The sequence below is a fragment of the Burkholderia sp. 9779_493 genome (genome assembly GCF_015712215.1).
GTDB classification, from domain to species: Bacteria; Pseudomonadota; Gammaproteobacteria; order Burkholderiales; family Burkholderiaceae; genus Burkholderia; species Burkholderia cenocepacia.
Genome location: NZ_JACCQA010000045.1, coordinates 19,667 through 46,281, shown reverse-complemented (window position 1 = coordinate 46,281; position 26,615 = coordinate 19,667). Strand labels below are relative to the sequence as shown.

The window sequence follows — 26,615 nt, the reverse complement described above, 5'->3', positions numbered from 1 at the left end:
CTTCCGCTCGTTGGGTCTTCCGTCGCTGGGTCCATCGCCGATCAACTGATCCGAACCGCCGTGTACGGACCCGTACGCACGGTGGTGCAGGAGGGGTCGGGCCGCGAGGCCTGCCCCTATCCTAATTGGTGCCGTCGCCATGTCGTATCCGGGTAGCCGATGTGCGGCGCGGGATTCGCGTATTCTCGGACTTTTTCGGATGAAGGAGGCGGGAATGGCGGAAATTGCAGTCGTGGCGCTGATCGTGGCGAAGCCGGGGGCCGAGGAAAAACTGCGCGCCGTGCTCGAGGGAATCGTCGAGCCGACCCGCAACGAAGCCGGCGCGTTGCAGTACGACCTGCACCGCGATCTGAAGGAGCCCGCGCGGTTCGTATTCGTCGAGCGTTGGGAGAGCGAGGAGGCGCTGGCCGCTCATGCGCGTTCCGCGCATATTCTCGCTTATCGCGAAGCGGCCGCGGACTGGATCGAGCGTTCCGAAATCCGCGTGCTGTCGAAGCTCCTCTGAGTCTGAGCCGGGTGGGGCGACCGGACGTGTCCGGTCGCGGCGGCGCGTCAGTGCGACGCGCTGGGTACGTCGAGAATCAGGATGATCGTCCAGTCTGCGTCGCCGTCATGGTGATACTGGCGCTCGGCAACGATGAACGGTTGCTGCTTGCCTTGCGGGCCGAGGAACAGCACGTCGCCCTCCATCGGCAGGCACTCGATCGGCGGCAGCGCGAGGAACGCGTCGTCCGAGCCGCGGGGCATCAGTTGCTTGATCTTGCGAGTGGCGGCTTCGGTCCACTCGATGTCGAGTTGAATGTTGCTCATGCTGTCCTCCGCACCGGGGTGCGCACGGGTGGAAAATTTCGGTGCGCGACTTTAGCACAGCGCGCGGGCGCCGCAACCAAAAAAGCCGAACCCGGTTGCCCGGATTCGGCTTTTCGCTGATGCGGTGCCGCCGAACTTACTGGCTGGCAGCGTCTGCAGCCTTTGCCTTCTTGCCGGCCTTCTTCGCAGCTGCCTTGTGATGCGCAGCCTTCTTGCCGTGGTGATGCTCTTCCTGCGCCGCCGGCTGAGCCGCTTCGGCCGCTTGCTGCTGTTGCAGCGCTTGTGCACGCTGCTCGATCTCGGCGATCTTGGCCGGATCGGTGATGGTCTGGATCTGCGTGCTCTCTTGCGCATACGCTGCGCCAGTCAGCGCCGACATCGCTACCAGGATAGCCAGGGACGTCTTCTTCATTGCTTTACCTCCGCTAAGTGGTGATGAACCCGAGTGTTGCCGTTTTGTCTGGCGACTGCAATCGAGTGCGTGTCGAGTGTAACAAAAGTGACGGATCAATGTGCACCGGATCGCCGCACGACGCAAGGCCCCGTTGAAGTCGCGCAACACTTCGCGCGGTTCGTCACGCGCCTGCCATCCAGGGGAGTGCGGAGATTTCCATGCGGTCGTCAAAACCAGCCGAGCCACCGATACACGTGGAATTGCGCGATCCCGACCAGCTCGTGCAGCGCGTGTTCGGCGTTGGCTACATTGCGCCAGCGCGGCAGCCACCCCGTCTGCGCGCGCCGGAGATTCGCATAAACGGGTTGCGGATCGATGCCGAAGCGGCGGAAATCGAGCAGCGCCCGGCGCATCTGGTACGACGACGTGACGAGAATGCGCGCGTCGTCATACTGTGAGCGTAGTATAGACGCAGTGAATTTCGCGTTTTCGTAGGTTGTACGGCTGTTCGGTTCGAGCACGAGGTCGGCCGGCGCCACGCCTTGCGCGACGAGCTGGCGCCCGTAGACGGCCGCCTCGGTATCGCCGTGATGCTGCGGATCGCCGCCCGACATCACCACGGTGCAGCGTTCGGCCTGCTGCCGGCACGTACGATAGAGCGCCGCAATCTTGCGGATGCGCGCGGCGCCGTCGGGCGGCGGCTGCAATCCGGCATCGGTGCGAAGCGTGCCGGCGCCGATGAGGATCAGCGTGGTTCGTCCATGCATGTCGGGATGCTCGACCGGCGTGACGCCTGCCTCGCTCCAGGCGATCAGCGGCGCGGCGAGCCAGCCCGTCGCGAGCAGCCAGAACAGCGCAGCGGCGACGATCGAAATGGTTCGACGCCGCTTGCGGCAGAGCATGAAACCGATGAAGAGAAGTACAAATGAATCGAACAGAATCAATTTGATTGGGGTATGGTGTCTTTTTATGGACGGCTGACGATCCGGCCCTGACGCGACGCCGAACAACGTCGGCCTCCAGAATCGGTGGCGGTTTCGGCGGGCGGAGACCCCGCCCGGCGCGCCGCTTCGCATTGTCGCTGCACTTTAAGAAAGAATCGAGATGGCCACGTATTCCAACGAAGCGGTGCTCGACGCATTGAGACGAGTGCAGTACCGCCAGGTACCGTGGGCACGCCGCCCGGGCGTGTTCGAGTATCTCCGTTCGCTCGGGCTGATGGACACGGTCAGGCAGAAAACCGTTGCCCCCGCACCGGGCTTCCATGCACCGGTCGACATCGCCGTACTGACCGACAGCGGTCGAGCCGAATTCTCGCGCCTCGAGCGCGACGAGAAATTACTGTCCTGGACTGATCGCCGCATGGACGACTACGCATTGAGCGAAGCGAGCGCCGTGGCGATTCTCGAAAGCCGCCTGTAGCGGTTCTTCATCCCGCCCCGTGCATCGCCGCGGCAGGCCGGCGACGCAAAAAAAGCCCGTATCGCGAGGATACGGGCGTACCGGATACTTTTGCTGCTGCCACGCTGTGCTCATGGCAACGATGTGACTCGCCGCATGCGGCGCAGTTCCCGGATGCGGGCATTTTCTTTGGCGAAACGTCGAAATCGGCAGGACTACGGATGACGCGGCACGCCCGGCGGCTGCGAGCCGATCCGCGCCCGTGCGTTGCTCGCGATGTCGCCACGCAAGTCGCCGCGCGGCACGGTTTGCCGGCTGGACGAGTTGGCGGACGGCGGCTGGCGGAGGGTGTTGCGATGATCCTGCTGGCGATGGGGCGGCTTCACGCGATCGTCGGCATGGACAGGAGCGGCGAGCGCCACGGAAACGACAATGCCGCATGCAACGAGCAGTGACATTGTTTTCATGGCGGGGCTCCCTTCAAGCCGTCCGTGCGGCCTGTTGATATGTCGCTAAGGTAAGCGTGGGAGTGCAGGCTTGCTGTAAATAATAGTAAATAGATGTTTCGCGGCACGACAACGGTAATCGACGGCAAGACATGCGTCGCGACAAAGTCGCATCGCAGAAAGAAACCGGGCGGCCGAAGCCGCCCGATCGAGCATGCGTTACGCCATCTTGACGGGCGCGCGCCAGGATTCCGGGTTGGTCCAGAAGGCGCCGCGCAGCCGGTCGCGGCTCGGCGGGGCAGGCGGCTTCGCCGCGCTTGCGCCGATGCGTCCGCGCAGCGAGATTTGCCGGCCGCTCGTGCCGAGTCGCTTCACGATCTCGGCGAGCGTGCCGTCGGCCTGCCATTCGTCGAAGCGGCGGCGGCAGGTCGGCGGGGACGGATAGCGGCCCGGCAGTTTCGACCAACCTTCACCCGTCGACAGTACCCACAGTACGGCGTTGACCACCGACCGGGCTTCCACGCGGGGACGGCCGCGCCGCTCACTCCGTGCGGGCTCCGAGCAAAACAGACCCTCGACCAGCGCCCACTCGTTATCTCTCAAATCGTCGAACAGCATCATGTCCTCACCTCAGCGAAGCTAACTCCGGTGCGCTGCCCTGCGCCGCGCACTCTTCAGGCACTCGATCGGCGAGTGCCGGGTGGGGGCGTCCGGTTGGCCGGCAGCGGCGTTTCTGCTCTTCCGTCCGACGAAACCTGTGCCCTGTGCGCCAGGTAATGCACGAAGCGTGCCATGTCGGAGGTGAATCCCTCGAGAGCCGCTTGGCAGCGAGCTAACGGCTAAGTCAGCTAGGGGCGTATAAGACGCCAAAATAACCCGGCAGCAAATCGGGACAATCACCAATCTTGTGCAATTCGCCCGTGTCACGTGCGTTTGCGAACGTATTGCACCGCAGCGAAACATGTGCGGCGGGTGCCGGATTCGTTCGCCGAAGCCGGGTTCGCACATTAAAATCGCGCATCGATATCGACGATTGATGAGGTCAGGAGATGAACGTTACGCTGCGCCAGCTTCGCGTATTCATCGAAGTCGCGCGGCTCAGGAGCTTCAGTCGGGCGGGGGACGAGATCGGGCTCACGCAGTCCGCGGTCAGCCGCTGCGTGCGCGAGCTCGAGGCCGAACTCGGGCTGAAGCTGATCGATCGCACGACGCGCGACGTGCAACTGACCGACGTCGGCGCGAACCTGATCGCGAGCGTGTCGCGCCTGCTCGACGATCTCGACGACACGCTGCGCGAGATTCGCGAAATAGGGGAGCAGCGTCGCGGGCGCGTGATCGTCGCGGCAAGCCCGACGATCGCATGCAGGCTGATGCCGCGCGTGGTGGCGTCGTGCGAGCGCCAGTTCCCGTTCGTGACGCTCGGCCTGCGCGACGACGTGCAGAGCGACGTGCTGCGCAAGGTGAAGTCGAGCGAAGTCGACTTCGGCGTCGTGATCGGGCCGCTGACGGTCGCCGATCTCGTCTGCGAGCCGCTGATGACCGATTCGTTCTGCCTTGTCGCGCGCGCCGACCATCCGCTCGCGGCGCGGGCCGAGGTGCCGTGGACGGCGCTGGACGGCGAGCGCCTCGTGCTGCTCGATCATGCGTCGGGCAGCCGGCCGCTGATCGATGCGGCGCTGGCCACGCATCGCGTGAACGCGACGGTCATGCAGGAACTCGGGCATTCGGCGACCGTGTTCGGGCTGGTCGAGGCCGGTGTCGGCGTGAGCGTGCAGCCGTGGCTGTCGCTGCCGCTGCCCGCCGGCTCGACGCTCGTCGCGCGGCCGCTTACGCCGCGCACGGAGCGTACCGTCGAGCTGGTGCGTCGTCGCGACCGGTCGTTGTCGCCCGCCGCGCAGGCGATCTGGGAGCTCGTGCGGCAGATGCCGGCAAGGGCCGAGGATCTCGACTGACGCTTGCCAACGTGCGCGGTCCGGCTTGCCGGCCGGTACACTACGCGGATCGTGTTCCTCGGCGGTGGTGCTCGATGACGCAATCCGCAGGTTTTTTTCCGGCAAACGACGAGCCGGCGGCGCGTGCCGCGGTGCAGGCGCTGCGTCCGTCGCTGATCCGCGAGGTCGCAAACGCCGGCTTCGGCGTGCCGGACATGCTGCCGTTCTGGTTCGGCGAATCCGATCGCGTGACGCCGGACTTCGTCCGCGACGCCGCAGCGGCCGCGCTGCGCGACGGCGCGACCTTCTACACGCACAATCTCGGCACGGCGCCGCTGCGCGACGCGATCGCGACCTATGTCGGCGCGCGTCACGGTGCGACGCCGGCGGACACGGTGGCCGTGACGAGTTCGGGTGTGAGTGCGCTGATGCTGGCTGCGCAGATGCTCGTCGGGCCGGGCGAGCGGGTCGTCGCGATCACGCCGCTGTGGCCGAATCTCGTCGAGATTCCGAAGATCCTCGGTGCGCAAGTCGACTGCGTGCCGCTCGACTATGGCGACGCGGGCTGGCAGCTCGATGTCGGCCGGTTGCTCGCGGCGCTGACGCCCGATACGCGGATGCTGCTAATCAATTCGCCGAACAACCCGACGGGCTGGACGATGTCGCGCGACGATCAGCAGGTCGTGCTCGCCCATTGCCGCCGTCACGGCATCTGGCTGGTCGCCGACGAGGTGTACGAGCGGCTTGCATTCGGCGACGGCGGCGCGCCGTCGTTCCTCGATATCGCGTCGCGCGACGAGCGCGTCGTGGTCGTCAATTCATTCTCGAAGGCGTGGGCGATGACGGGCTGGCGGCTCGGATGGCTGATTGCGCCGGCATCGATGATGGGCGACCTGTCGAAGCTCGTCGAATACAACACGTCGTGTGCGCCGGGCTTCGTGCAGGCCGCGGCCGAGGTCGCGTTGCGCGACGGCGAGCCGTTCGTGCGGTCGTTCGTCGCGGCGCTGCGCGACGCGCGCGATCACCTGGTTGCCGCGCTGCGGACCCTGCCGGGCGTCGAGGTGCCGCCCCCGCCGGGCGCGATGTACCTGTTCCTGCGGCTGCCGGGTGCGGCCGACAGCCTGGCGTTCTGCACGACGCTGGTGCGCGAAGCGGGGCTCGGTCTTGCGCCCGGGCGCGCATTCGGCCCGGAGGGAGAAGGGTTCGTGCGCTGGTGCTACGCATGCGATCCGGCGCGGCTCGATGCGGGCGTCGAGCGGCTGCGCCGGTTCCTTGCACACGGCGCGGGCGCCCGCTGAAGCGGGGCCGGAGCGGGCGCGCCGCCCGGGCGGCGGCCTGTTCCACTCATCTTTACGCACCGGGCAATTTTGCGTAATATGGCGCTCAGTCACGCGGTTCCGTCGTTGAGCCGTGCTGTTCCGTCCGGTTTGGGCCTGGCCTGAAGTTGGTTCGCCGCCCCCGGTTCGTGCTCCCATCAATATGACCGATCAGAATCGGGCGAGCGCGTCTTCCGTTCCTTTCGTCTGTTTGTTGATCCGGTTCGTTTGACCACAGGGTCTGGCCTAGCTGCATGAATACCCAAGAGGCGAAGATCGTCCTCGAGACTGCTTTGATCTGCGCGCAGGAACCGCTGAAGCTCGGCGATTTGCGCAAGCTCTTTGCCGACGGCGTGTCGGCTGACACGGTCCGCACGTTGCTCGAAGATCTGAAACAGGATTGGTCCGGTCGCGGTGTCGAACTGGTGGCGTTGGCGACCGGATGGCGCTTTCAGAGCAAGCCGGCGATGCGTCATTATCTCGATCGCCTGCATCCCGAGAAGCCGCCGAAATATTCGCGCGCGGTGCTCGAAACGCTCGCGATCATCGCGTACCGGCAGCCCGTCACGCGCGGCGACATCGAAGAGATTCGCGGCGTCACGGTCAATACGCAGGTGGTCAAGCAACTCGAGGATCGCGGCTGGATCGAGGTGATCGGTCATCGCGACGTGCCGGGGCGTCCGGCGCTGTATGCGACGACCAAGCAGTTCCTCGACGATCTCGGCCTGAAGGCGCTCGACGACCTGCCGGCGCTCGAAGAGCCGGCCGCGAACATCGAGGCCGCGCTGCTCGCGCAGCAGGCCATGGATTTCGACGGTGACGTGCCGGTGGCCGACGATGCGGCGGGCGACGTACCGCAGGCACTGGCGAATGAAGTGCCCGCCGGCGAGTCGGCCGAGGCCTCCGGCGATGCCGCGGCCGACGTCGCGTCGACGCAGGAAATGCCGAGTCGCGATACGCTCGATGCTGATCGCGGGCAAACGGAGCAGACGGAGCAGGTTGGCGCCGAAGCAGTGCCGACCGATGTGCAGCCCGAGCCGCAGCCAGCGGATTGGAGCGAGGAAGATCGCAAGCCGGCCGCCGAAGCGGCTGCCGGAGACGGAGCGGAAGCGGCCGGCGACATGCCCGGCGAGGCCGATCAGGCCGACGCCTCCCGTTCCCGTCCCGCGGACGACGAGACGCTGGACGACACGTCCGACAGTCTCGCGGATGCCGTACGAAGCGCCAGTGCGCCCATCGGCGCCGACGCGCTGCCGGACGACGAAGCAGAACCCGAACAGCGTCGCGCCTGATCGCGGCCAACTTCTTGCCGCGCCCGCGCCGGGCGCGAGACCTGACATTTTGAGGTTGTTTTGACAGATATCCACGATATTGAATCGTCCGCGCCTGCCGTGCAGGCAGCGCGTGCCGACGATGCGCCGGAGCAGGATGCTTCGGCCGCGGGTGGCGACGAGCGTCCCCGCCGCGGTCTGCGGCGCGGCCCGCGCAGCCTGATCGCGCGGCGTCGCGCGGCGGCCAAGTCGAAGGGCGCCGAAGGCGAGCAGCTGGGTGCCGAGGGCGCGGATGCGCAGCCGGCCGAGGCCGCCGATGCGCCGCCGGCGCGTGCGCCGCGCAAGGAAGGTGCGGCCAAGGGCGGTCGCAAGCCGGCCGGCAAGCGCGAAAGTGCGGCCAAGGGCGGTCAAGGCGGCCAGGGCCGTCGCGGTGCATCGAAAGCCGAAGGTGGCGCGGCGAAGGCCGTGGAAGGCGATGCGTCCCAGGACGAACTGTTCGCGTACGTGACGTCGCCCGCCTTCGACGCGGACAACTCCGCGGGCGGTAGCGGCGTGCGTGCGCCGATGCTGCGTCGCGGCCGCAACCAGCCGGCGAACAAGCGCGTGCTGTCGCCGGACGACGACGCGCCGAAGCTCCACAAGGTGCTGGCGGAAGCGGGCATGGGCTCGCGCCGCGAAATGGAAGAACTGATCGTTGCCGGCCGCGTGTCGGTGAACGGCGAGCCCGCGCACATCGGCCAGCGGATCATGCCGACCGACCAGGTGCGGATCAACGGCAAGCCGGTCAAGCGCAAGCTGCCGAACAAGCCGCCGCGCGTGCTGCTGTATCACAAGCCGACCGGCGAGATCGTCAGCCACGCGGATCCGGAAGGTCGTCCGTCGGTGTTCGACCGCCTGCCGCCGATGAAGACGGCGAAATGGCTGGCGGTGGGCCGCCTCGACTTCAATACCGAAGGCCTGCTGATGCTGACGACCTCCGGCGACCTCGCGAACCGCTTCATGCATCCGCGTTACAGCGTCGAGCGCGAGTACGCGGTGCGTGTGGTCGGCGAGCTGGCCGAAGGCATGCGGCAGAAGCTGCTGCATGGGGTCGAGCTCGAAGACGGTCCGGCGAATTTCCTGCGCATCCGCGATGGCGGCGGCGAAGGCACGAACCACTGGTATCACGTCGCGCTGGCCGAAGGCCGCAACCGCGAAGTGCGCCGGATGTTCGAAGCGGTCGGCTTGATGGTGAGCCGGCTGATCCGTACGCGTCACGGCCCGATTCCGCTGCCGCGCGGCCTGAAGCGTGGTCGTTGGGAAGAGCTCGACGATGCGCAGGTGCGCAAGCTGATGGCGACCGTCGGCCTGAAGGCGCCGTCCGAGGAGAAGGGCAAGCGCGGCGGTGCCGGTCCGACCGAGCGGCGCCAGCCCGATCCGATGCAGACGTCGATGGGTTTCATCGGCCGCGAGCCGGTGCTGACGACGCACGGGCAACTCGACCAGCCGCGTCGCGGTGGTGGCCGGCGCGGCGCGCCGGGCCTGCCGGGCCTGAGCGGCTACGGCAGCCTGCCGGTTGCACCGTCGGGCTACGGCAACCGCACGGGCGGCGGTCGTGACGGCAACCGCATGGGTGGCGGCCGCGACGGCAACCGCGCTGGCGGTGGTCGCGATGTCGACGGCAATCGCGCGTCGTATGGTGCGGGCCCCAAGCGCGATGGCGCGGGCGGCAAGCGCGGCGGCAGCAAGGGCGGTGGTAACCGCACGCCGAACGGCAATCGTGCCGATGGCGGCGGCAACGGCGGCCCGCGCGGCGGTCAGCGTCCGCAGCGCAGTCGTACGCGCAGCCGCTAAGCGCCTGTCGGTCGGCGTGCGTCGGCCCAAGGCCGCTGGCGCGTCGGCCAGGCCGGCATCCGGCCGGCTTTGTCGACGCGTTTCGGCTGATCCGTGTCGCGTGCCGCGACAACGACGATCACCGGCGCGGCACGGGAGTCCCGGTCGATCGGGTAGCCCGATTTCGTATTTTTGGTCCGTAAAGGCAGTCGACGCGCTGCTTTTACCGGCTGGCTTGGCGTTTGCGCCAAAAATCGCTATAATCGCGGAGTCGCTGGGCGTACGGATTCAATGTGCGGCTCAGGTGCGACCACCAGTAAGAAGATGGGCGTTCCGCCCATTTTTTTTTGCTGAAACGGTTAGGCATCTCGGGTAGCGCTTCCTGCGCCGGCTAAGGCGCGCGCCCGCGGGTGAATCGCGAGCGGCGGGCGCGAACACCTGAGAGGACACTGTGCAACTGACGGAACTGATAGAAACCACGGTCACCGGGCTCGGCTACGAGCTGGTGGAACTCGAGCGCACCGGGCGCGGCATGCTTTGCATCTATATCGATCAGCCTGCCGGCATCTCGCTCGATGACTGCGAAAAGGTTACGCGTCAGCTCCAGCACGTCTTGACGGTCGAAAATATCGATTACGAACGGCTCGAAGTCTCGTCCCCGGGGCTCGACCGCCCGTTGAAGAAGCTGGCCGACTTCGAGCGCTTCGCCGGCAGCGAAGTTTCCGTGACCTTGAAAAAGCCGCTGGACGGGCGCAAGACGTACCGGGGCATTCTGCACGCGCCGAATGGCGAAACGATCGGTTTGGAATTTGAGGGGAAGAAGGGCGAGGCAGCCATGCTGGATTTCACGCTGGCCGATATCGACAAAGCCCGCCTGATTCCGCAAGTTGACTTTAGGAGCCGCAAATAATGAGTCGCGAAGTGTTGATGCTGGTGGATGCGCTGGCGCGCGAGAAAAACGTCGACAAGGATGTGGTGCTGGGCGCCCTCGAGGCTGCGCTCGCGTCCGCTTCCAAGAAGCTGTTCGACGAAGGCGCCGAAATCCGCGTCCATATCGATCGCGAAAGCGGCGAGCACGAAACCTTCCGTCGCTGGCTCGTCGTGCCCGACGAGGCAGGCTTGCAGGAGCCGGATCGCGAGATCCTGCTGTTCGAAGCACGTGAGCAGAAGCCCGACGTCGAAGTCGGCGAGTATGTCGAGGAACCCGTTCCGTCGATCGAGTTCGGTCGCATCGGCGCGCAGGCCGCGAAGCAGGTGATCCTGCAGAAGGTGCGCGACGCGGAGCGCGAGCAGATCCTGAACGACTACCTCGAGCGTGGCGAAAAGATCATGACGGGTACGGTGAAGCGCCTCGACAAGGGCAACTTCATCGTCGAATCGGGCCGCGTCGAGGCGCTGCTGCGCCGCGATCAGCTGATCCCGAAGGAAAACCTGCGCGTGGGCGACCGCGTGCGTGCGTACATCGCGAAGGTCGACCGCACCGCGCGCGGCCCGCAGATCGAGCTGTCGCGTACGGCGCCCGAATTCCTGATGAAGCTGTTCGAGATGGAAGTGCCGGAAATCGAACAGGGCCTGCTCGAGATCAAGGCGGCTGCCCGCGACCCGGGCGTGCGCGCGAAGATCGGCGTCATCGCATACGACAAGCGGATCGATCCGATCGGCACCTGCGTCGGCATCCGCGGTTCGCGCGTGCAGGCCGTGCGCAACGAGCTCGGTGGCGAAAACATCGACATCGTGCTATGGTCGGAGGATCCCGCCCAGTTCGTGATCGGCGCGCTCGCGCCGGCAGCCGTCCAGTCGATCGTCGTCGATGAAGAAAAGCATTCGATGGACGTCGTCGTCGACGAGAACGAACTGGCTGTCGCGATCGGCCGCAGCGGTCAGAACGTTCGCCTTGCCGGCGAACTGACCGGCTGGCAGATCAACATCATGACGCCGGACGAATCCGCCCTGAAGCAGGGTGAAGAGCGCGACCGGCTGCGTGCACTGTTCATGGCGCGCCTCGACGTCGACGAAGAAGTTGCCGACATCCTGATCGACGAAGGCTTCACGAGCCTCGAAGAGATCGCGTACGTGCCGCTCAACGAAATGCTCGAAATCGAAGCGTTCGACGAGGACACCGTGCACGAACTGCGCAACCGCGCACGCGACGCGCTGTTGACGATGGCCATCGCGAACGAAGAAAAGGTCGAGAACGCAGCGCTGGATCTCAAGAGCCTCGACGGCATCACGCCGGAGCTGCTCGCGAAGCTGGCCGAACACGCCGTGCAGACGCGCGACGATCTCGCCGAGCTGGCTGTAGATGAACTGGTCGACATGACCGGGATGGAAGAGGATGCCGCTAAGGCGTTGATCATGAAAGCACGTGAACACTGGTTCCAGTGAGAAATGACCATGGCGCACTGATTTGATGGCGGCCGTATGGCCTGACCCGATGCTAACCGCAAGGAATCGGTCCTTGCACTAAGAGGAATGAATGGCGAGTAACAACGTAGCCCAATTTGCCGCGGAACTGAAAATGCCTGCTGGTGTGCTGCTCGAACAGCTGCAGGCAGCGGGCGTCCAGAAAGCGAGTGAAGACGATGCGCTGTCCGAAGCGGACAAGGCGCGTCTGCTCGATCATTTGCGCAAGTCACACGGCGCAACCGACGGCGACAAGCGCAAGATCACGCTGACCCGCAAGCATACGTCGGAGATCAAGCAATCTGACGCGACGGGCAAGGCTCGCACCATTCAGGTCGAGGTTCGCAAGAAGCGTACGTTCGTCAAGCGCGACGACGTGAGCGAAGGTGCGGAACAGGGTCAGGCGCAGGTCGCCGAAGCGGACGACGATGCGGAACTGAAGCGTCGCGAGGAAGAAGCGCGCCGCGAGGCCGAGCTGCTCGAGAAGCAGGCGCAGGAGCTGCGCGAGCGTCAGGAACGCCTCGAACGCGAGGAAGCCGAGCGTCGCGCCCGCGAGGAAGCGGCCGAGGCCGAGCGTCGTCGCGCCGAGGAAGAAGCCGCGGCGAAGCGTGCCGCGGCGGAAGCCGCCGCAGCGCAGCAGGCGGCAGCCCAGCAGGCCGCCGCCGAGCAGGAAACCGCGCCGACGCAGTCCGCGCAGGACGAGGCACGCGCAGCCGCCGAACGTGCGGCGCAGCGCGAAGCGGCGAAGAAGGCCGAGGACGCTGCCCGCGAGGCGGCCGACAAGGCGCGCGCCGAGCAGGAAGAGATCAGCAAGCGTCGCGCGGCGGCGGAGGCCGAAGCGCGTGCGATCCGCGAAATGATGAACACGCCGCGCAAGGCCGTGGTCAAGGCAGTCGAGCCGCCGAAGCCGGCGGAACCGGCGAAGCCGGCCGAAGCGAAGGGCACGCTGCACAAGCCGGCGAAGCCGGAAGGTGCGCAGGCGCGTCCGGCCGTGAAGAAGCCGGCCGGCGCCGCGGCACCGGCCACGACGCAAGCGCCGGCAGGCGCGGGCGACCGCAACAAGAAGCCGGGCGCAGGCAAGGGCGGCTGGCAGGACGACGCGTCGAAGCGTCGCGGCATCAAGACGCGCGGCGACTCGAGCGGCGGCGTCGACCGCGGCTGGCGCGGCGGCCCGAAGGGTCGCGGCCGTCACCAGGACAGCGCATCGTCGTTCCAGGCGCCGACCGAACCGATCGTCCGTGAAGTGCACGTGCCGGAAACCGTGTCGGTTGCCGATCTCGCGCACAAGATGTCGATCAAGGCCTCCGAAGTCATCAAGGTGATGATGAAGATGGGCCAGATGGTCACGATCAACCAGGTGCTGGACCAGGAAACGGCGATGATCATCGTCGAGGAACTGGGCCACCGCGCGGTCGCCGCGAAGCTGGACGATCCGGAAGCGCTGCTCGTCGAAGGCGAAACCGGTACCGATGCGGAGCAACTGCCGCGTCCGCCGGTCGTCACGGTGATGGGTCACGTCGACCACGGCAAGACCTCGCTGCTCGACCACATCCGCCGCGCGAAGGTTGCCGCGGGCGAAGCGGGCGGCATCACGCAGCACATCGGCGCTTATCACGTCGACACGCCGCGTGGCGTCATCACGTTCCTCGATACGCCGGGTCACGAAGCGTTCACGGCAATGCGTGCACGCGGCGCGAAGGCGACCGACATCGTGGTGCTGGTGGTGGCGGCCGACGACGGCGTGATGCCGCAGACGAAGGAAGCAATCGCCCACGCGAAGGCGGGTGGCGTGCCGATCGTCGTCGCGATCAACAAGATCGACAAGCCGGAAGCGAACCCGGATCGCGTCAAGCAGGAGCTGGTCGCGGAAGGCGTCGTGCCGGAAGAATACGGTGGCGATTCGCCGTTCGTGCCGGTGTCGGCCAAGACGGGCGCAGGGATCGACGATCTGCTCGAGAACGTGCTGCTGCAGGCCGAAGTGCTGGAACTGAAGGCACCGGTCGAGGCGCCGGCCAAGGGCATCGTGATCGAAGCGAAGCTCGACAAGGGTAAAGGCCCGGTCGCGACGATCCTGGTGCAGTCCGGTACGCTGAACCGCGGCGACATCGTGCTGGCCGGTACGGCTTACGGCCGCGTCCGTGCGATGCTCGACGAGAACGGCAAGCCGACGAAGGAAGCCGGTCCGTCGATCCCGGTCGAAATCCAGGGTCTGTCGGAAGTGCCGGGTGCGGGCGAGGAAGTGATCGTGCTGCCGGACGAGCGCAAGGCGCGCGAAATCGCGCTGTTCCGTCAAGGCAAGTTCCGCGACGTGAAGCTCGCGAAGCAGCAGGCCGCGAAGCTGGAAAGCATGCTCGAGCAGATGGGCGAAGGCGAAGTGCAGAACCTGCCGCTCATCATCAAGGCAGACGTGCAGGGTTCGCAGGAAGCGCTCGTGCAGTCGCTGCTCAAGCTGTCGACCGACGAAGTGCGCGTGCAGATCGTGCACAGCGCGGTCGGTGGCATCAGCGAAAACGACGTCAACCTCGCGACGGCATCGAAGGCGGTCATCATCGGCTTCAACACGCGTGCGGATGCTCAGGCACGCAAGCTGGCCGAAGCGAACGGCATCGATATCCGCTACTACAACATCATCTACGACGCAGTGGATGAGGTGAAGGCGGCGATGTCGGGCATGCTGGCGCCGGAGAAGCGCGAAGTCATCACCGGTATGGTCGAGGTGCGCCAGGTCTTCAAGGTACCGAAGGTCGGCACGGTCGCAGGCTGTATGGTCACGGACGGTATCGTCAAGCGCTCGTCGTCGGTGCGCGTGCTGCGCAACAACGTCGTGATCTTCACGGGCGAACTCGAATCGCTGAAGCGTTTCAAGGACGACGTGAAGGAAGTGAAGCAAGGCTTCGAGTGCGGTATGTCGGTGAAGAACTTCAACGACATCATCGAAGGCGACCAGTTCGAAGTCTTCGAAGTGACCGAAGTCGCGCGGACGCTGTAATCGTCGCGTAATCGGCTCATGGGCGGGGCAGGCTTGGGCCTGTCCCGCCCATTTTCATGGTGGCGTGCCGAACATGGCCGCCGCTTCATCCTGATAAACGGATCACGGATCGATCATGTCCAGGAAACGTACTTCCCCCAATCGCAACGTTCAGATCGCCGACCAGATTCAGCGCGATCTGTCCGAACTCATCATGCGCGAGGTCAAGGATCCGCGCATCGGCATCGTAACCATCCAGAGCGTGGAACTCACGCCGGACTATGCGCACGCGAAGGTCTACTTCACGGCGCTCACCGGCGATCCGGACAAGACGCAGGAGGCGCTGAACCATGCGTCGGGCCACCTGCACAACCTGCTGTTCAAGCGCCTGCACATTCATACGGTGCCGACGCTGCATTTCCACTACGACCAGACGATCGAGAAGGCCGTCGAAATGTCGCGCCTGATCAAGGAAGCAAATTCGACGCGCGCGAAGGACGACGACGAGGCCGACGCGCCTGCCAAGGACGATTGAGCTCGACCGGCCTATGACGAATGCAGCACCCCAACGTCCGCGCGTGCCCCGGCGCGTGCTGGACGGCGTTCTCCTGCTCGACAAGCCGGTCGGCCTGTCGAGCAACGATGCGCTGATTCGCGCAAAGCGCCTGCTTCTCGCGAAGAAAGCCGGTCACACCGGCACGCTCGATCCGCTGGCTTCGGGCCTGCTGCCGCTGTGCTTCGGCGAGGCGACCAAGTTCTCGCAGGACTTGCTCGACGCCGACAAGACCTATGAAGCGACGATGCGCCTCGGCCAGCGCACGGCTACCGGTGACGCGGAAGGCGACGTGATCGACACGCGGCCGGTCGAATGCGATCGTGCGGCGGTGGAAGCCGCGCTCGTGCGCTTCACCGGCGACATCGTGCAGGTGCCGCCGATGTATTCGGCGCTCAAGCGCGACGGCAAGCCGCTGTACGAATATGCGCGGGCCGGCCAGACCGTCGAGCGGGAAGGCCGCAACGTGACGATTCATGCGCTCGATCTGCTCGCCTGCGAGCTGCCCGACGTGACGTTTCGCGTGACCTGCAGCAAGGGCACGTATGTGCGCACGCTGGCGGAGGATATCGGCGAGGCGCTGGGTTGCGGCGCGCATCTGACGATGCTGCGTCGCACGGGCGTCGGCGCGCTGACGCTCGAGCATGCGGTGACGCTCGATGCGCTGTCGGACGCTGCCGAAGCGGCGCGCGATGCATGGCTGCAGCCGGTCGATGCGTTGCTGTCGACGTTCCCGGCCATTCGGCTCGACGACGCGTCCGCGAAGCGGTTCCTGCATGGTCAGCGCCTGCCGCTGTCGGCGCTGGAGCCGATCGACGCGGCCGATGGCGAGCGCGTGCGCGTGTACGACGCAACACGGTTGCTCGGCGTGGCGCGCAAGGCGAATGGCGTGCTCGCCCCGGAACGGCTGGTCGTGACGGCGCAATGATGTAGTCGTGCACGCAAGTGCATGCAGCGGCATGAAAAAGCCCGGTCGATTTCGACCGGGCTTTTGTTTGGCGTGACCGCGCAGGGATGCGGCGTGCCGGTAGCGCTCAGTGCGCCGCCGACGCCGCCGCACCGGCATCGCCACCGCCCGCGCGTTCGGGCTTGGTGATCCAGATCAGTGCGATCAGCAGCACGAAGATGACCGCCGAGATGTAGAACAGGTCGTTCACGCCGAGCTGCGCGGCCTGTTGCGTGGCCATGTTGTTGATCAGTCCGTGTGCCTGGTTCTGCGACAGCCCGAGATTGCCCATCTGCGTGACGGCCTGGTTGAACGTCGGGTTGTACGGGTTCGCCTGCTCGACCAGTTGCGCGTGATGGAAGTTGTTGCGGTGGTCCCATGCGGTCTGGAAGATCGACGTGCCGATGCCGCCGCACATGATCCGCACGAAGTTCGACAGGCCGGACGCCGCGGGAATGCGGTGGCCGGGCAGGCCGGACAACGTGATCGACACGAGCGGGATGAAGAAGCCCGCCATCGCGATGCCCTGCACGAGCGTCGGCAGCGTCAGCGACCATTCGTCGACGCCCGTCGTATATCGCGAACGCATCCAGAAGCACAGCGCAAACGTCAGGAACGACGCCGTCGAGATGAAGCGCGGATCGGTGCGTGGCAGATACTTCCCGGTGAGGGGCGACAACAGGATGGCGAACAACCCGACCGGCGCCATCACGAGGCCGGCGTCGGTCGCGGTGTAGCCGATTTGCGTCTGCAGCCACAGCGGTAACAGCACGAGATTACCGAAGTACAGGCCGTACCCGATCGACAGCGCGACCGTGCCGCCGGTGAAGTTCCGTATGCGGAACAGCGACAGGTCGACGACCGGGTGCTCGGCGGTCAGCTCCCAGATCACGAAGAACGCGAACGCGATGACAGCGGTCAGCGCGAGCACGACGATGGTCGTCGACGCGAACCAGTCGAGATCCTTGCCCTTGTCGAGCATGATCTGCAGCGAGCCGACCCAGACGACCAGCAGCGCGAGGCCCACGCCGTCGATCGGCGCGCGGCGCACGGCCGACTCCCGATTACGGTAGATCGCCCACGTCGCGGCGGCGGCAGCGATGCCGACCGGGATGTTGACGTAGAAGATCCACGGCCACGAATAGTTGTCGGAGATCCAGCCACCGAGAATCGGACCCGCGACGGGCGCGATCAGCGTCGTCATCGCCCATAGCGCGAGCGCCATCGGCGCCTTCGCGCGCGGATAGCTCGACAGCAGGAGCGCTTGCGACAGCGGAATCATCGGGCCGGCGACCGCGCCCTGGAGCACGCGCGAGCCGAGCAGGAACGGCAGGTTCGGCGACAGCCCGCACATCCACGACGAGATCACGAACAGGATGATCGACGCGAGGAACAGGCGAACCTGCCCGAAACGGTCGGTCAGCCAGCCGGTCAGCGGCACCGAGATTGCGTTCGCGACCGCGAACGACGTGATGACCCACGTGCCCTGGTCGGACGACACGCCGAGGTCGCCCGAGATGGTCGGGATCGCGACGTTCGCGATGGACGTGTCGAGCACGTTCATGAACACCGCGAGCGACACCGCGATCGTGCCGAGCACGAGTTGCCCGCCCTGCAAGGGCGGGTGGGAGACAGGAGCCTGTGCCATGTCGGTTGTCTTTCCGGAGTCGGAACGGTTACATCATTTTCGCGGCGCTGTTCTGCTTCGCCGCGACCGGCGCCGACGCGTTGCCGCCTGCGTTCTCGGCGATGATGCGCGCGATTTCGGCGTCGGCTTCGTCGCCGTATTTCGCGAACACGTTGGTCTCGTAGACGGTGTTCGGCGCGTTGACGAGCTGGTCGCCGCGTTCGTCCTTGATGTCCACGTCGACCTGCATCGACAGGCCGATGCGCAGCGGATGCTTGTCGAGATCCTTCGGATCGAGTTCGATCCGCACCGGCAGGCGCTGCACGACCTTGATCCAGTTGCCGGTCGCGTTTTGCGCCGGCAGCAGCGAGAACGCCGAGCCCGTGCCGGCCGAGAAACCGACGACCTTGCCGTGGTACGTGACCGACGAACCGTAGATGTCGGCCGTCATTTCGACCGGCTGGCCGATGCGCATGTGCTTCAACTGGACTTCCTTGAAGTTCGCGTCGACCCACACGGCATTCAGCGGCACCACCGACATCAGCGGGTTGCCGGGCGACACGCGCTGGCCGACCTGCACCGAGCGCTTCGCGACGTAGCCGGTGACCGGCGCCGGCAGCACGTTACGTGCGTTCGCGAGGTATGCGTCGCGCACCTTCGCGGCGGCGGCCATCACGTTCGGATGCGATGCGATCGTCGTGTTCGCGGTCAATGCGCGATTCGATGCGAGCTGCTGCTGCGCGGCGTCGACCGATGCCTGCGCGGCCTTCACCGCGTCGCGGGCGTGCGAGATTTCTTCCTGCGACACGGCGCCCGTTTGCGCGACGGCCAGGCGGCGACGCAGGTCGTCCTGGGCCTTCGACAGGTCGGACTGGCGCAGCGCGACTTGCGCGCGGTACTGGTCGTCGTTGACGAACAGGCCGCGCACCTGGCGTACCGTCTGCGCGAGGTTGGCTTCCGCCTGCTGCAGCGCGACCTGTGAATCGGCCGGGTCGAGCACGACCAGCGGGTCGCCGGCCTTGACCGTCTGCGTGTCGTCCGCCTTCACGGCGATCACGGTGCCGGTGATCTGCGGCGTGATCTGCACGACGTTGCCGTTCACGTAGGCATCGTCGGTGTCTTCATGGAAGCGGGCGACGAGGAAGTAGTACAGGCCGTATGCGATGGCCGCGATCACGATGACCGCGACGAGCAGCGTCATCATTCGTTTGCGCTTGCCGTTGTTCTGCGGCTGCGCGCTGGCGGCGTTTTGTTGGTCGCTCATGGCGATTTTCTCCGTCCGTTATTTCGAGTGTCTGCGTAGTGGTGGCGCCGGCTCAGTTGGCGGCCTGTTTGGTCGGCGTGGCGGCATCGGGCGCGGCGAGCGGCGTGCCGGTCGCGTCGAACCCGCCGCCGAGCGCCTTGATCAGGGCGAGCTGCATGTCGCGGCGACGCATCTTCAGGTTGGTCACCGTCTGTTCCGCTGCGAGGCGGTTGCTGTCCGCCGTCAGCACCTGCAGTTGCGGCGACAGGCCGGCCTTGTAGCGGATGACCGCGAGATCGTACGCGCGCGTCGACGCGTCGAGCGCACGCTGCGCGTCGCCCATCTGGCGATCGATCGCACGGATCGACGCGACCTGCGTGGCGACGTCGTTCAGCGCGCTGATCAGCGTCTGGTTGTAGTTCGCGACCGACAGGTCGAAGTCCGCGTAGCGGCCCTTGAGCTGCGCGCGCAGCGCGCCGGCATCGAAGATCGGCAGGTGGATCGCCGGGCCGAACTGCGCCTGGCGGCTCGCGAAGTTCAGGAATTTGCCCCAGCCGAACGCATCGAAGCCGAAGCCGGCCGCGAGGTTCACGTCGGGGTAGAACTCGGCCTTCGCTTCCTTCACGTCGTGCATCGCGGCTTCGACCTGCCAGCGCGCGGCGACGATGTCGGGGCGGCGCGAGACGAGGTCGGCCGGCAGGTTGCCGGGCAGCGTGACGTTGCCGCTCGGGTTCATCACGGGCGCCGCGATCTGCAGCCCGCGATCCGGACCCTTGCCGAGCAGCGCGGCAAGCTGGTAGCGCACCGTCGTGATCTGGCCGTCGAGGTCCGACAGCGAAGCCTGGGTCGTCGCGATGTTGCCGCGCGCCGTCTGGCGTTCGACGTTGGTGTCGAGGCCGGCGGATACGCGGCCGTCGGTGATCTTGCCGACCGTCTCGCGGTTGGTGATCTCGCGTTGCGCGATGTCGCGCAGTGCGTAGAGCTGCGCGAGCGAGTTGTAGGTGCGCGCGACCGACGACGCGAGTGTGATGCGCGCCTGCTGCATGTCGGCTTCGGCCGCTTTTTCCTGCGATACGGCCGTGTGCAGGCGTTCGCGGTTCTTGCCCCACAGATCGAGTTCCCACGACGCGCTCGCGAGCGCGTTGTTCTCGCTGTACCACTGGCCGCCGTACGGGGGCGGGAACAGCCCGTTCGCTGAATACAACTCGCGTGTCCACGAATAGCTGGCTTCGGCCTTCGGCATCAGGTTCGAGCGCGACGATTCGATGTACGACGAGGCCTTCGCGATGCGCGCCTGCGCCTGCGCGATCGACGGGTTGCCCTGCAGTGCTTCGTCGATCAGCTTCGGCAGTTGCGGATCGCCGAACTGGCTGGCCCAGTCGAGCGCCGGCCACTGGCCGCCCTGGGCCGGCAGGCTCTGGGTGGATTCGAATTGCGACGCGGGGGCGATCTGCTTGTCGCTCTTGATGCCGATGTAATTCGCGCAGCCCGCCAGCGCCAGCGCGGCGACCGCGGCGGCGACGGCGACGGCGGCGCGGCACGACCCGGCGCGCACGGACAACGGGGAGGTTTTCATCGCGCTAACCCCTGACTCGGAATGAATGATGGACACTGCAAGGATTTCCTTACATTAATCTGTCAAAAGTAATTGTTATGGCAACTATTACGTGATGCTACCGCCGGCCGTCTCGCAATAGTTGCTGAGAATGCGGCGCAGCATGCTCTTCAGGAACCCGACTTCTTCCGGCGTAAACCCGTCCAGCACCTGGTCGAGCACGCTGCGGAAAATCGGCGGCAGCCGTTCGGCCAGCGCACGGCCTTCGTCGGTGAGCTCGAGCCGCACGACGCGCCTGTCCTCGACGCTGCGCACGCGCGACAGCAGGCCGCGTTTCTCGACCCGGTCGAGCAGGCGCGTGACCGCGCTTGCGTCGATCCCGTATTCGCGCGCGAGTTCGGCGGCCGTCGAGCACTTGCCGACCGCGATCATGAACAACATGCTCGCCTGCGTGCCCGTGATGCCGAGCTCTTCCTGCGTGCGTTGCGTGACGAGGTTGGTCATCACGGACTTCACGCGCGACATCAGATAACCGACGCTGTCGTTCATCTGGTAAGAAGACAGCGGCGAAACGGGCGGTGGGGTAGGAGAATCCGACATAAAACCCTGAAGCTGCAATAGTTGACTAGGCAGCAGTATAGGCACAATTGCTTGCCGCGGCAAATGTTAATCGAACGGCAAAACGCGCGCTTTGTCCGGCGAGAGTCCCTTGTCGGGATAAGGTTTTTTCGGTCGTTCGATGGCGGCGCGCCGGGCGGTCGACCGGTTCGGAAGGGTGGCGGTGGCGCCCGTTTTGTTGCGTTGCACCGTGCGGGTCAGCTGTCGACACGCGCACGTGCTATAATTTGTGGCTTTCCAAGCTGCAACAGCGCGCGCCCGTGAAAACGAGCGCGCGCGTTTGCGCGTTCAAACGATTTCCAGGTTTCTATGACCCGCGCCCTTCGCAATATCGCCATCATCGCTCACGTCGACCACGGCAAGACGACGCTCGTCGACCAACTGCTTCGCCAGTCCGGCACCTTCCGCGACAACCAGCAAGTCGCCGAGCGTGTGATGGACTCGAACGACATCGAAAAGGAACGCGGGATCACGATTCTCGCGAAGAACTGCGCGGTCGAATACGAAGGCACGCACGTCAACATCGTCGACACCCCGGGGCACGCGGACTTCGGCGGCGAAGTCGAGCGCGTGCTGTCGATGGTCGACTCGGTGCTGCTGCTCGTCGACGCGGTCGAGGGCCCGATGCCGCAGACGCGCTTCGTCACGAAGAAGGCGCTCGCGCTCGGCCTGAAGCCGATCGTCATCGTCAACAAGATCGACCGCCCGGGCGCGCGGATCGACTGGGTGATCAACCAGACCTTCGACCTGTTCGACAAGCTCGGCGCGACCGAGGAGCAGCTCGACTTTCCGATCGTCTACGCGTCGGGCCTGAACGGCTACGCGTCGCTCGACCCGGCGGCTCGCGAAGGCGACATGCGTCCGCTGTTCGAGGCGATCCTCGAGCACGTGCCGGTTCGCCCGGCCGATCCGGAAGCGCCGTTGCAGCTCCAGATCACGTCGCTCGACTATTCGACGTACGTCGGCCGGATCGGCGTCGGCCGCATCACGCGCGGTCGCATCAAGCCGGGCCAGCCGGTCGTGATGCGCTTCGGCCCGGAAGGCGACGTGCTGAACCGCAAGATCAACCAGGTGCTGTCTTTCAAGGGCCTGGAGCGCGTGCAGGTCGAGTCGGCCGAAGCGGGCGACATCGTGCTGATCAACGGTATTGAAGACGTCGGCATCGGCGCGACGATCTGCGCGGTCGACACGCCGGAAGCGCTGCCGATGATCACCGTCGACGAACCGACGCTGACGATGAACTTCCTCGTCAACTCGTCGCCGCTCGCCGGCCGCGAAGGCAAGTTCGTGACGAGCCGCCAGATCCGCGACCGCTTGATGAAGGAGCTGAACCACAACGTCGCGCTGCGCGTGAAGGATACCGGCGACGAAACGGTGTTCGAAGTGTCGGGTCGCGGCGAGCTGCACCTGACGATTCTCGTCGAGAACATGCGCCGCGAAGGCTACGAGCTGGCCGTGTCGCGTCCGCGCGTCGTGATGCAGGAGATCGACGGCGTGCGTCACGAGCCGTACGAGCTGCTGACGGTCGACGTCGAGGACGAACACCAGGGCGGCGTGATGGAAGAGCTCGGCCGCCGCAAGGGCGAAATGCTCGACATGGCGTCGGACGGCCGCGGCCGCACGCGTCTCGAATACAAGATCTCGGCGCGTGGCCTGATCGGCTTCCAGAGCGAATTCCTGACGCTCACGCGTGGCACGGGCCTGATGAGCCACATCTTCGACTCGTACGCACCGGTCAAGGACGGTTCGGTCTTCGAACGTCGCAACGGCGTGCTGATCTCGCAGGACGACGGCGCGGCCGTGGCCTACGCGCTGTGGAAGCTGCAGGATCGCGGCCGCATGTTCGTGAAGCCGGGCGACGCGCTGTATGAGGGCATGATCATCGGCATCCACAGCCGCGACAACGACCTCGTCGTGAACCCGATCAAGGGCAAGCAGCTGACCAACGTGCGTGCGTCGGGTACCGACGAAGCCGTGCGCCTCGTGCCGCCGGTCCAGATGTCGCTGGAATACGCGGTCGAATTCATCGACGACGACGAGCTCGTCGAAGTGACGCCGCAGTCGATCCGCCTGCGCAAGCGCTTCCTGAAGGAACACGAACGTCGCCGCGCGAGCCGCGAAGGCGCGGTCGACTGAGCATCGGCCGTTCCCGACACGACGAAAAAGGCTGCCTTCGGGCAGCCTTTTTTGCATCCGCGCGTCGGGCAACCGGATTGCCGGCAAAACACTGTTCCCGCAGGTCGCGGCAATCCGGCAAAACCCCGCCGCGCGGTGCTTTCAGGCACATTTCGCCGTGAACTCCGGTATCGGTTCTGTGATATGCTGCGCGCACGCAAGTTTTAGGTCCTTCCAAGCAAGACTTGATTCGCAATCCGCTAAACGGTCAGGCCGTGTCGCGGAAGGTTGAGTAACCCGCTATTTCTCGAGAAGCTCGAAGAAAGGTGAGCGTAAAATGTCAGATGTAATGAAGCAGTTTCAGCTGAACTCCTATCTGTTCGGCGGCAATGCTTCGTACGTTGAAGAACTGTACGATGCATACCTCAACAATCCGGCGTCGGTGCCGGAGAACTGGCGAGAGTATTTCGACGCGCTGCAGAACGTGCCTGCAACGGACGGCTCGAACGCCAATGACGTTGCGCATTTCCCGATCGTCGAATCGTTCGCCGAGCGTGCTAAGGCCAATGCCTTCATCCCGCGCGAAAGCACCAGCAATCTCGCGACCGCACGCAAGCAGGTGCACGTCCAGTCGCTGATCAGCGCCTACCGCTTCCTCGGCTCGCAATGGGCCAATCTCGATCCGCTGAAGCGCCGCGAACGCCCGGCCATTCCCGAGCTCGAACCCGCGTTCTACGACTTCTCCGAAGGCGACCTCGACCAGACCTACAGCGCAAGCAACCTGTACTTCGGCTTCGACCAGGCTTCGCTGCGCGACATCGTCAAGGGTCTGCGCGACACGTACTGCGGCACGATCGGCGCCGAGTACATGTACATCAGTGATCCGGAACAGAAGCGCTGGTGGCAGGAGCGCCTGGAGTCGACCCGCGCGACGCCGTCGTTCTCGATCGACAAGAAGAAGCACATCCTGAATCGCCTGACGGCCGCCGAAGGCCTCGAGCGCTATCTGCACACCAAGTACGTCGGCCAGAAGCGCTTCTCGCTCGAAGGCGGCGAGAGCTTCATCGCGGCGATGGACGAAGTCGTCCAGCACGCGGGCAAGAGCGGCGTGCAGGAAATCATCATCGGCATGGCTCACCGCGGCCGTCTGAACGTGCTGGTCAACACGCTGGGCAAGATGCCGGCCGACCTGTTCGCCGAATTCGAAGGCAAGCACGTCGACGACCTGCCGGCCGGTGACGTCAAGTACCACAAGGGCTTCTCGTCGGACGTGTCGACGGAAGGCGGCCCGGTCCACCTGTCGCTCGCGTTCAACCCGTCGCACCTCGAAATCGTGAACCCGGTGGTCGAAGGTTCCGCGAAGGCGCGGATGGACCGTCGCGGTGACGAAGACGGCCTGCAAGTGCTGCCGGTGCAGATCCACGGTGACGCGGCCTTCGCTGGCCAGGGCGTCGTGATGGAAACGCTGAACCTCGCGCAGACGCGCGGTTACGGCACGCACGGCACGCTGCACATCGTCATCAACAACCAGATCGGCTTCACGACGTCCGACCCGCGCGATGCGCGTTCGACGCTGTACTGTACCGACGTCGTCAAGATGATCGAAGCGCCGGTGCTGCACGTGAACGGCGACGATCCGGAAGCCGTCGTGCTCGCGATCCAGATCGCGATCGACTACCGGATGCAGTTCCACAAGGATGTCGTGATCGACATCGTCTGCTTCCGCAAGCTGGGTCACAACGAGCAGGACACGCCGGCGGTCACGCAGCCGCTGATGTACAAGAAGATCGCGCAGCACCCGGGCACCCGTGCGCTGTACGCCGAGAAGCTCGTGCAGCAGGGCGTGATCACCGCCGAAGACGCCGACAACTACGTGAAGGCGTACCGCAAGGCGATGGACGACGGCCACCACACCGTCGATCCGGTCCTGTCGAACTACAAGAGCAAGTACGCGGTCGACTGGGTTCCGTTCCTGAACCGCAAGTGGACGGACGCAGCCGACACGGCCGTGCCGCTCGCCGAACTGAAGCGCCTGGGCGAACGCATCACGACCGTCCCGGAAAACTTCAAGGTCCACCCGCTCGTCGAGCGCGTGATCAACGACCGCCGCAACATGGCGCGCGGCGACCAGCCGCTCGACTGGGGCATGGGCGAACACCTCGCATTCGCGTCGCTCGTCGCATCGGGCTACTCGGTGCGCCTGACGGGCCAGGACTCGGGCCGCGGCACGTTCACGCACCGTCACGCGGTGCTGCACGACCAGAACCGCGAGCGCTGGAACGACGGCACGTACGTGCCGCTGCAGAACATCGCCGAAGGTCAGGCGAAGTTCACGGTGATCGACTCGGTGCTGTCGGAAGAAGCGGTGCTGGGCTTCGAGTACGGTTACTCGACCGCCGAGCCGAACACGCTCGTGCTGTGGGAAGCGCAGTTCGGCGACTTCGTCAACGGCGCGCAGGTCGTGATCGACCAGTTCATCTCGTCGGGCGAAGTGAAGTGGGGCCGCGTGTCGGGTCTCACGATGCTGCTGCCGCACGGCTACGAAGGCCAGGGTCCGGAACACTCGTCGACGCGTATCGAGCGTTTCCTGCAACTGTGCGCTGACCACAACATGCAGGTCGTTCAGCCGACGACGCCGGCGCAGATCTTCCACCTGCTGCGTCGCCAGATGATCCGCCTGTTCCGCAAGCCGCTGATCGTCGCCACGCCGAAGTCGCTGCTGCGTCACAAGGAAGCCGTGTCGGACCTGTCCGAACTGGCGAAGGGTTCGTTCCAGCCGGTGCTGGGCGAAACCGACGGCGGCATCGACGCGAAGAAGGTCAAGCGCGTGCTGGTATGCTCGGGCCGCGTGTATTACGACCTCGTTGCACATCGCCGCGAAGCGAAGGCGAACGACGTCGCGATCATCCGGATCGAGCAGCTGTATCCGTTCGCGCACAAGCAGTTCGAAGCCGAAATGAAGAAGTACGAGAACGCGACTGAAGTGGTCTGGGTGCAGGACGAGCCGCAGAACCAGGGGCCCTGGTTCTACGTCGAGCACCATCTGAAGGAAGGCATGAAGGAAGGGCAGAAGCTGGCATACAGCGGCCGTCCGGCTTCGGCCTCGCCGGCGGTTGGCTACTACGCGAAGCACTACGAGCAGCAGAAGGCCCTGATCGAAGGGGCATTCGGCCGCCTGAAGAGCGCATCGATCGCGAAATAACCGA

The 26,615-nt window shown here is 65.5% G+C and carries 21 protein-coding genes and 1 pseudogene; 13 read left to right on the top strand and 9 right to left on the bottom strand.

Going from position 1 to position 26,615, the window contains the following annotated elements; translation table 11 throughout:
• Positions 1 to 214: 214 nt before the first annotated feature.
• The gene (locus H0X95_RS31530) at positions 215 to 505 is read left to right on the top strand and encodes a putative quinol monooxygenase (protein WP_006486097.1); all 291 of its coding nucleotides are present in this window, start codon (positions 215 to 217) and stop codon (positions 503 to 505) included.
• Between the two features lie 47 nt (positions 506 to 552).
• Here H0X95_RS31530 and H0X95_RS31525 read toward each other — a convergent pair whose 3' ends face one another.
• The 3 genes from H0X95_RS31525 to H0X95_RS31515 form a co-directional block, all read right to left on the bottom strand.
• Complete coding sequence (locus tag H0X95_RS31525) at positions 553 to 810, bottom strand: hypothetical protein (protein ID WP_006486090.1); 258 nt, start codon at positions 808 to 810, stop codon at positions 553 to 555.
• A 136-nt stretch (positions 811 to 946) separates the two neighbouring features.
• Positions 947 to 1,222 carry a hypothetical protein gene (locus H0X95_RS31520; RefSeq protein WP_006486101.1) on the bottom strand — a complete coding sequence of 92 codons (276 nt, stop codon included), beginning with the start codon at positions 1,220 to 1,222 and terminating at the stop codon, positions 947 to 949.
• A 209-nt stretch (positions 1,223 to 1,431) separates the two neighbouring features.
• Positions 1,432 to 2,148 (bottom strand): YdcF family protein, encoded by a 717-nt coding sequence (locus H0X95_RS31515; protein ID WP_012492558.1) that lies wholly within the window; start codon positions 2,146 to 2,148, stop codon positions 1,432 to 1,434.
• A gap of 160 nt (positions 2,149 to 2,308) precedes the next feature.
• Between H0X95_RS31515 and H0X95_RS31510 the strand changes: the two genes are divergently transcribed.
• Positions 2,309 to 2,626: a hypothetical protein gene (locus tag H0X95_RS31510; RefSeq protein ID WP_006495354.1), complete on the top strand. Its 318-nt coding sequence runs from the start codon at positions 2,309 to 2,311 to the stop codon at positions 2,624 to 2,626.
• Between the two features lie 194 nt (positions 2,627 to 2,820).
• Here the strand turns inward: H0X95_RS31510 and H0X95_RS31505 are convergent, their stop codons facing one another.
• The gene (locus tag H0X95_RS31505; RefSeq protein WP_006495353.1) at positions 2,821 to 3,072 is read right to left on the bottom strand and encodes a hypothetical protein; all 252 of its coding nucleotides are present in this window, start codon (positions 3,070 to 3,072) and stop codon (positions 2,821 to 2,823) included.
• A 201-nt stretch (positions 3,073 to 3,273) separates the two neighbouring features.
• A pseudogene (locus tag H0X95_RS31500) lies at positions 3,274 to 3,669 on the bottom strand (transposase); the annotation flags it as partial.
• Positions 3,670 to 4,100: 431 nt separating this feature from the next.
• On the opposite strand from H0X95_RS31500, the gene H0X95_RS31495 reads away from it, so the two are divergent.
• The 9 genes from H0X95_RS31495 to truB all read left to right on the top strand — a co-directional run bounded on the left by H0X95_RS31495 (position 4,101) and on the right by truB (position 16,233).
• Positions 4,101 to 5,003, top strand: a complete 903-nt coding sequence (locus H0X95_RS31495; protein ID WP_006495352.1) for a LysR family transcriptional regulator — start codon at positions 4,101 to 4,103, stop codon at positions 5,001 to 5,003.
• A gap of 74 nt (positions 5,004 to 5,077) precedes the next feature.
• Positions 5,078 to 6,280, top strand: a complete 1,203-nt coding sequence (locus tag H0X95_RS31490; RefSeq protein ID WP_062884571.1) for a pyridoxal phosphate-dependent aminotransferase — start codon at positions 5,078 to 5,080, stop codon at positions 6,278 to 6,280.
• A gap of 272 nt (positions 6,281 to 6,552) precedes the next feature.
• A complete protein-coding gene (scpB, locus tag H0X95_RS31485; RefSeq protein ID WP_034200656.1) occupies positions 6,553 to 7,590 on the top strand; it encodes an SMC-Scp complex subunit ScpB in 1,038 nt (345 codons plus the stop codon).
• Between the two features lie 60 nt (positions 7,591 to 7,650).
• The gene (gene rluB, locus H0X95_RS31480) at positions 7,651 to 9,402 is read left to right on the top strand and encodes a 23S rRNA pseudouridine(2605) synthase RluB (protein ID WP_196446342.1); all 1,752 of its coding nucleotides are present in this window, start codon (positions 7,651 to 7,653) and stop codon (positions 9,400 to 9,402) included.
• A 430-nt stretch (positions 9,403 to 9,832) separates the two neighbouring features.
• A complete protein-coding gene (gene rimP, locus H0X95_RS31475; protein ID WP_006490686.1) occupies positions 9,833 to 10,291 on the top strand; it encodes a ribosome maturation factor RimP in 459 nt (152 codons plus the stop codon).
• Positions 10,291 to 11,766 (top strand): transcription termination factor NusA, encoded by a 1,476-nt coding sequence (nusA, locus tag H0X95_RS31470; protein ID WP_006495348.1) that lies wholly within the window; start codon positions 10,291 to 10,293, stop codon positions 11,764 to 11,766. The genes rimP and nusA overlap by 1 nt, the downstream gene beginning before the upstream one ends.
• A gap of 91 nt (positions 11,767 to 11,857) precedes the next feature.
• The gene (gene infB / locus H0X95_RS31465) at positions 11,858 to 14,773 is read left to right on the top strand and encodes a translation initiation factor IF-2 (RefSeq protein ID WP_006495347.1); all 2,916 of its coding nucleotides are present in this window, start codon (positions 11,858 to 11,860) and stop codon (positions 14,771 to 14,773) included.
• Positions 14,774 to 14,888: 115 nt separating this feature from the next.
• Entirely contained in the window at positions 14,889 to 15,287 is a 399-nt protein-coding gene (gene rbfA, locus H0X95_RS31460) for a 30S ribosome-binding factor RbfA (RefSeq protein WP_006495346.1), read from the top strand.
• Between the two features lie 13 nt (positions 15,288 to 15,300).
• Positions 15,301 to 16,233 (top strand): tRNA pseudouridine(55) synthase TruB, encoded by a 933-nt coding sequence (gene truB, locus H0X95_RS31455; protein WP_034200655.1) that lies wholly within the window; start codon positions 15,301 to 15,303, stop codon positions 16,231 to 16,233.
• 106 nt (positions 16,234 to 16,339) lie between these two features.
• Here the strand turns inward: truB and H0X95_RS31450 are convergent, their stop codons facing one another.
• The 4 genes from H0X95_RS31450 to H0X95_RS31435 form a co-directional block, all read right to left on the bottom strand.
• Positions 16,340 to 17,899 (bottom strand): DHA2 family efflux MFS transporter permease subunit, encoded by a 1,560-nt coding sequence (locus H0X95_RS31450; protein WP_012492561.1) that lies wholly within the window; start codon positions 17,897 to 17,899, stop codon positions 16,340 to 16,342.
• Between the two features lie 28 nt (positions 17,900 to 17,927).
• Positions 17,928 to 19,142 carry an HlyD family secretion protein gene (locus tag H0X95_RS31445; RefSeq protein ID WP_059723744.1) on the bottom strand — a complete coding sequence of 405 codons (1,215 nt, stop codon included), beginning with the start codon at positions 19,140 to 19,142 and terminating at the stop codon, positions 17,928 to 17,930.
• A gap of 52 nt (positions 19,143 to 19,194) precedes the next feature.
• A complete protein-coding gene (locus H0X95_RS31440) occupies positions 19,195 to 20,697 on the bottom strand; it encodes an efflux transporter outer membrane subunit (protein WP_196446341.1) in 1,503 nt (500 codons plus the stop codon).
• A gap of 87 nt (positions 20,698 to 20,784) precedes the next feature.
• Positions 20,785 to 21,276: a MarR family winged helix-turn-helix transcriptional regulator gene (locus tag H0X95_RS31435; RefSeq protein WP_034178626.1), complete on the bottom strand. Its 492-nt coding sequence runs from the start codon at positions 21,274 to 21,276 to the stop codon at positions 20,785 to 20,787.
• 327 nt (positions 21,277 to 21,603) lie between these two features.
• Here H0X95_RS31435 and typA point away from each other — a divergent pair, with 327 nt between their 5' ends.
• Both typA and H0X95_RS31425 read left to right on the top strand, forming a co-directional pair.
• Complete coding sequence (gene typA, locus H0X95_RS31430; RefSeq protein ID WP_196446340.1) at positions 21,604 to 23,430, top strand: translational GTPase TypA; 1,827 nt, start codon at positions 21,604 to 21,606, stop codon at positions 23,428 to 23,430.
• A 316-nt stretch (positions 23,431 to 23,746) separates the two neighbouring features.
• Positions 23,747 to 26,611 (top strand): 2-oxoglutarate dehydrogenase E1 component, encoded by a 2,865-nt coding sequence (locus H0X95_RS31425; protein WP_006495342.1) that lies wholly within the window; start codon positions 23,747 to 23,749, stop codon positions 26,609 to 26,611.
• Positions 26,612 to 26,615: the final 4 nt, after the last annotated feature.

What these genes read in the sequence shown, in the direction of transcription:
- H0X95_RS31530 (WP_006486097.1), top strand. Translation starts at nt 215, where the DNA reads ATGGCGGAAATTGCAGTCGTGGCGCTGATCGTGGCGAAGCCGGGGGCC.
- H0X95_RS31525 (WP_006486090.1), bottom strand. Translation starts at nt 810, where the DNA reads ATGAGCAACATTCAACTCGACATCGAGTGGACCGAAGCCGCCACTCGC.
- H0X95_RS31520 (WP_006486101.1), bottom strand. Translation starts at nt 1,222, where the DNA reads ATGAAGAAGACGTCCCTGGCTATCCTGGTAGCGATGTCGGCGCTGACT.
- H0X95_RS31510 (WP_006495354.1), top strand. Translation starts at nt 2,309, where the DNA reads ATGGCCACGTATTCCAACGAAGCGGTGCTCGACGCATTGAGACGAGTG.
- H0X95_RS31505 (WP_006495353.1), bottom strand. Translation starts at nt 3,072, where the DNA reads ATGAAAACAATGTCACTGCTCGTTGCATGCGGCATTGTCGTTTCCGTG.
- H0X95_RS31495 (WP_006495352.1), top strand. Translation starts at nt 4,101, where the DNA reads ATGAACGTTACGCTGCGCCAGCTTCGCGTATTCATCGAAGTCGCGCGG.
- H0X95_RS31490 (WP_062884571.1), top strand. Translation starts at nt 5,078, where the DNA reads ATGACGCAATCCGCAGGTTTTTTTCCGGCAAACGACGAGCCGGCGGCG.
- scpB (WP_034200656.1), top strand. Translation starts at nt 6,553, where the DNA reads ATGAATACCCAAGAGGCGAAGATCGTCCTCGAGACTGCTTTGATCTGC.
- nusA (WP_006495348.1), top strand. Translation starts at nt 10,291, where the DNA reads ATGAGTCGCGAAGTGTTGATGCTGGTGGATGCGCTGGCGCGCGAGAAA.
- infB (WP_006495347.1), top strand. Translation starts at nt 11,858, where the DNA reads ATGGCGAGTAACAACGTAGCCCAATTTGCCGCGGAACTGAAAATGCCT.
- rbfA (WP_006495346.1), top strand. Translation starts at nt 14,889, where the DNA reads ATGTCCAGGAAACGTACTTCCCCCAATCGCAACGTTCAGATCGCCGAC.
- truB (WP_034200655.1), top strand. Translation starts at nt 15,301, where the DNA reads ATGACGAATGCAGCACCCCAACGTCCGCGCGTGCCCCGGCGCGTGCTG.
- H0X95_RS31450 (WP_012492561.1), bottom strand. Translation starts at nt 17,899, where the DNA reads ATGGCACAGGCTCCTGTCTCCCACCCGCCCTTGCAGGGCGGGCAACTC.
- H0X95_RS31445 (WP_059723744.1), bottom strand. Translation starts at nt 19,142, where the DNA reads ATGAGCGACCAACAAAACGCCGCCAGCGCGCAGCCGCAGAACAACGGC.
- H0X95_RS31440 (WP_196446341.1), bottom strand. Translation starts at nt 20,697, where the DNA reads ATGAAAACCTCCCCGTTGTCCGTGCGCGCCGGGTCGTGCCGCGCCGCC.
- H0X95_RS31435 (WP_034178626.1), bottom strand. Translation starts at nt 21,276, where the DNA reads ATGTCGGATTCTCCTACCCCACCGCCCGTTTCGCCGCTGTCTTCTTAC.
- typA (WP_196446340.1), top strand. Translation starts at nt 21,604, where the DNA reads ATGACCCGCGCCCTTCGCAATATCGCCATCATCGCTCACGTCGACCAC.
- H0X95_RS31425 (WP_006495342.1), top strand. Translation starts at nt 23,747, where the DNA reads ATGTCAGATGTAATGAAGCAGTTTCAGCTGAACTCCTATCTGTTCGGC.